Genomic DNA, 4,454 nt, shown 5'->3' with positions numbered 1-4,454 from the left:
TTGACCCGGCTCCGTTTGCCGCCGCTGGAAAGCGAGGCACTGAGTTCCCCGGTGTCCATGAGCGTCAGTGCAGCCTGAACATGTCCCCTCGCGGACCCGGCTTTGAGCAGCGATGTCGTGCGGACGCTGGAAAGCTTGTTCCGCATCCCGAGCGCCGCCGCAACCAAAGCGACAGCAGGGGCGACGGCGAAGATCCAGTTCCCCTGCAGCGTCCCGAACAGCATCGCGCCGAGTGCGGCCGAAGCAGCCGCCAACAGCCAGTTCATCGGCCTACCTTGCCCGGCCGCCGCCCCTGAACGCGTCTGGGCGAACGCGGCCAGCGCGAGAATAGCGGCACCTGTCAATGCCCCTGCCAGGACCCGTCCGGCAAACACCATCGCGTTCGAACGGCTGATGACTGCTACCGGAATGGTGGCGAGGGCTCCGACGACGGCGGCAGCCGAGACTGCGCGACGCAATCCTCGGGCTAGAAGCGGCTCGCGGTCGATAGCCAGCGAGTACCACCAGTGCCGCTGATTCGCCGTGATGGCGAGTGGCCCGAGCCTGCCCGCCACCCAATAGGCCGCGAGGCCCAAGAGCCCGAACCCAACCACCAGGCCGTATTCAACGGGGACCACGCCGTAGCCGACCGAAATCAGGTGGCCGCCGAAGCCATGCTCCGCTGCGGCAGTGAGCCCGTTGAGGAGGCCAATCGCGTAAATCAGGCCGACGCCGAACGTCAGGAACTGGATGTACAGTTCGTTGAGCCTGGAAAGCAAGGACTGGCCCCGCGGGCGAATCACCTTTCGAGTGGCACGCTCCGGGTCGAAATCCACGAACTCCGGCTGCGCTACGGCAGCAGTGGACATGCTCACCGGCGAATCCTTGCCACAGCCTCGTCCGTACTAACCACGCGCGCACCGCCGTCGTCGACTATTACCGCCCGGGTGCACGCCGCTTGGGCGACGTCCGCATCGTGCGTGACCATGACGACGGCGGCACTCTTCCTGGCAGTCCGGGCGATCCGCTGCGCAAGCAGGCCGCGCATGCGGGTATCGAGCCGCTGCTCCGGTTCGTCCAGGACAAGCAGTTCGAAGGGCCGGATGAATGCCGAGGCGAGGAGGAGTTTGCGGCGCTGTCCGGAGGAAAGCTGATCGGGAAAGGCATCGGCGGCGGTTTGAAGCTCGAAGAAGCCGATCTCTTCCTCCACAGCCCCGTCGGGGTTGGCGAGGCCATGCCCACGGGCCACGAAGGAAAGGTGCTCACGGACCGTGAGTGAATCGAAGTAGGCATCCTCATCCAGCAGCACCGAGACCTTGCTGCGGAAGAGGGCCGAGCGGTCGTCCGGCATCAAGCCAAGAACGTGAGCATCGCCCTCAATGGCGGCCTGGGCGCCAATCATCGTGCGCAGCAGGGTGGACTTGCCGGCACCGTTTTCGCCCACCATCCCGAGCACTTGCCCGGAGAAAACCTCGACGTCGAGCGGCCCGCACACAGCATGCTCGCCATAGCCTGCAACAAGATTCTCGGCCGTCAGAACGGCGCTTCCCAGCTTCATCCTCTGAAACTACCGGACTTCCCTGCGGTTCCCCTGAGCCGACGGCCGGACGCCCGCTCACATATATCGCGTCCCGGCCCGACGCCCGCTCACATAAATGCCGTCCCGGCCCGACGCTCGCTCACATAAATCGCGTCCCGGCCGGACGCCCGCTCACATAAATGCCATCCCGGATTTCCTGCTCAGGCCCAGTAGCTGGGCTCGCGCTTCTTGATCCAGCCAATGACCAAGGACGTCACCGGCACGAGGATGTACTGGACGCCGACCTTGTACACGAAGCCAACCAGCACGTAGTTGACGAAGCTTCCGAAGTCCGTAATGCCAATGACCGACGCCGCGATGCTGCAGAAGATAAGCGTGTCCACGAATTCGCCGACCCCGGACGAGCCCATGAGCCGGGCCCAGAGAGTTCTCTCACCCGAACGGGCTTTCATCTTCACCAGGATCAGGGAGTTGATTGTCTGGCCGGCCAGGAATGCGAGAAGGGAAGCAAGGACGATCTGGGGAACCGGCCCCAGTGCGCCTTCGATGGCGGCCTGCTTGGCGTTGCCATAGTCGTCATTGAAACCCGGCAGCGCGATGATGATCCAGTAGCAGAGCGATGCGAATGCTGACAGCGCGAACGAGGTGATGATCGCTTTGCGGGCAACCTTGAATCCATAGATCTCGCTCATGACATCGCCAAGAATGTAGGCAAGCGGGAAGAGGAAGAATCCGCCATCGGTGATGATCGGACCGAAGACGACGCCTTTGGCAGCGCCGATATTGGACAGGATCAGCACGACGGCCATGCATGCCAGCATGATGCCAAAGTACGGGGAGCCTATCGACGCGAAGCGCGGCGCGGGTTTACTGAGGGTCTGGGATTCTGGTGCTGACGTCATAGCTTGTCCGTTCATAGTGGTTCGCGCAGGCGGCTGGAGTAAGCACGGCGCCCCGCTGTATTAGCACTGGTGGTGGACCCGCCTGCAAAACCGCGGAGCCTCCCCCATTCTCGCATCGGGGAATCGAGAATTGTCAGGCAAACTCGCCACCGCCGACGACGCGTGTCACCCCAGGTGAGCGAGCGTCCGGCCCAAACCCGACATAGGTGAGCGAGGGTCCGGCCCAAACCCAACATAAGCGAGCGAGCGTCCGGCCCAAACCCAACATAAGCGAGCGAGCGTCGGGGTCGCCCCGGACCCGTTCGATCCCCTCTGGCGGGGCGGCGCGGGGTACGGCAAGCTTGGTCGAAGACCAGCAGAGCGGCGGGATACGGAACGGAGCGAGGGACGCACATGGCAGGGAACTTTGACACGGTGGACGACTACATCGCGGCGCAACCCGGCGAGGTGCAACCCATCCTTCACGAGGTCCGACGGCGGGCCCTGGCAGCAGTGCCCGGAGCCGCGGACAGGATCAGTTACGGGATCCCCACCATCACGCTCGACGGCCACTACGTCGTGTATTTCGCGGCGTGGAAGCACCACATTTCCGTCTATCCAGTGCCCGACGGCGGCGAGGACTTCGAGCGCGAAATCGCCCCGTTCCGGGCGGCCAAGGGGACGTTGAAATTCCCCCTCGGGAAGCCTATGCCGTACGAGATCATCGAAGAGGTGGCGACGCTGCTGTCTGAGCGCGAGAGGCGACGGGGCGGGTACTGACAATCGGCCTGGGCAGGGGTACGGTACAGCCATGCGCCGCGATGAGCTCGAGCACGCCATCCGGGCCGCCACGGATATCATCCACGGCGACCGGGTAATCGTGATCGGCAGCCAGTCAATTCTGGGATCGTTCACGGAGGACCAATTACCTGCCACGATCACTATGTCGGATGCCGTCGACATCGCGCCGTTTTCCGACGACGACGCCGGCACGCTCGCGGACAGCATCGATTCTGCCCTTGGCGAGTGGTCGCCTTTCCACAAGGAGTTCGGGTTCTATGTCCAGGCGGCCGAAAGGGAGACCGCGGTGCTCCCCGACGACTGGGAGTACCGCCTGGTCGGCGTGCGCAATGAGCGGACCCGAAACAGCACCGGGCTTTGCCTGGACCCTTACGATCTCTGCGCGGCGAAGCTCATTGCTGCACGCCCCAAAGACCACGCGTTCGTTCTTGCACTCATCGAGTCATCCCTCATCGAGCGCGTCCGGCTCGTGGACAGAATCAGGCTGATAGACCCATCCGAGCCTCGACGGGATGCGGCTTTGTCTTGGGCCATGTCCGTTTGACCCGGCCCCGGCCGGCCCGAACCCGTCCGAAACCGAAGGAGCTAGGTAATGACCAAGGTAGTGGCGTTCATGTCGATGTCCCTCGACGGCTACGTGGCGGATCTCGAGGACGGCGTTGACGAGGTCTTCGACTGGTACTTCGCCGGCGACGTCGACGTCCCTACCTTCAACCCGGGCTTCACGTTCCATGTTTCCGAAGCGAGCGCTGAACACCTACGGGCTTTGATGGGCGAGGTAGGCGCGATGCTCACCGGGAGACGCACCTCCGACCGCGCCGACGCTTGGGGCGGCCAGCACCCGTTCGGCGTGCCTGCGTATGTGGTGACGCATCAGATGCCGGAGGGGTGGCCCCGCCCCGACACGGCGGTGCATTTCGTCACCGACGGCCTGGAAAGCGCCGTCGCGCAGGCAAAGGCCGCTGCCGGCGACAAGATCGTCGGCATGCACGGGCCGGACACCATTCGGCAGTGCCTCGATGCCGGCCTGCTGGACGAAATCCGCGTCGATCTGGTTCCGCTGCTGCTCGGATCCGGTATCCGGATGTTCGACCGCGTTGGGAACGCGCCGCTCACTTTGGGCAACCCGACCGTCGTCGAGGGTGTGGGTGTCACGCACTTGAGCTACCCGGTCCTCAAGGAGTAGACCCCAAACGTGCCGCACGAAACTACCCCGAGTGCGCCTCCAGGAACGCGTACACCTCAGTCTCGTC

Annotated in this window: 6 protein-coding genes; 3 read left to right on the top strand and 3 right to left on the bottom strand. The window is 64.0% G+C overall.

All coding sequences use genetic code 11. The features are described 5' to 3' along the window. From AHiyo1_RS10660 to AHiyo1_RS10650, 3 genes are all read right to left on the bottom strand, one after another. Positions 1 to 848: DUF6297 family protein (locus AHiyo1_RS10660; protein ID WP_216363178.1), on the bottom strand; the 848-nt coding region annotated here is incomplete at its 3' end. 2 nt (positions 849 to 850) lie between these two features. Beyond that, a complete protein-coding gene (locus AHiyo1_RS10655) occupies positions 851 to 1,537 on the bottom strand; it encodes an ABC transporter ATP-binding protein (RefSeq protein WP_253257265.1) in 687 nt (228 codons plus the stop codon). A 182-nt stretch (positions 1,538 to 1,719) separates the two neighbouring features. After that, the gene (locus AHiyo1_RS10650; RefSeq protein WP_059388549.1) at positions 1,720 to 2,421 is read right to left on the bottom strand and encodes a queuosine precursor transporter; all 702 of its coding nucleotides are present in this window, start codon (positions 2,419 to 2,421) and stop codon (positions 1,720 to 1,722) included. Between the two features lie 393 nt (positions 2,422 to 2,814). Here AHiyo1_RS10650 and AHiyo1_RS10645 point away from each other — a divergent pair, with 393 nt between their 5' ends. From AHiyo1_RS10645 to AHiyo1_RS10635, 3 genes are read left to right on the top strand one after another with little or no spacing between them, the layout of a single operon-like run. Then, a complete protein-coding gene (locus tag AHiyo1_RS10645; RefSeq protein ID WP_059388548.1) occupies positions 2,815 to 3,180 on the top strand; it encodes an iron chaperone in 366 nt (121 codons plus the stop codon). Between the two features lie 31 nt (positions 3,181 to 3,211). Beyond that, a complete protein-coding gene (locus AHiyo1_RS10640; RefSeq protein WP_059388547.1) occupies positions 3,212 to 3,745 on the top strand; it encodes a DUF6036 family nucleotidyltransferase in 534 nt (177 codons plus the stop codon). A gap of 48 nt (positions 3,746 to 3,793) precedes the next feature. After that, complete coding sequence (locus AHiyo1_RS10635; RefSeq protein WP_059388546.1) at positions 3,794 to 4,387, top strand: dihydrofolate reductase family protein; 594 nt, start codon at positions 3,794 to 3,796, stop codon at positions 4,385 to 4,387. Positions 4,388 to 4,454 lie beyond the last annotated feature (67 nt).

Source organism: Arthrobacter sp. Hiyo1 (assembly GCF_001263615.2).
Lineage (GTDB): Bacteria > Actinomycetota > Actinomycetes > Actinomycetales > Micrococcaceae > Arthrobacter.
The sequence above is the reverse complement of the archived record's forward strand: the minus strand, read 5'-3'. Positions and strand labels throughout refer to the sequence as shown.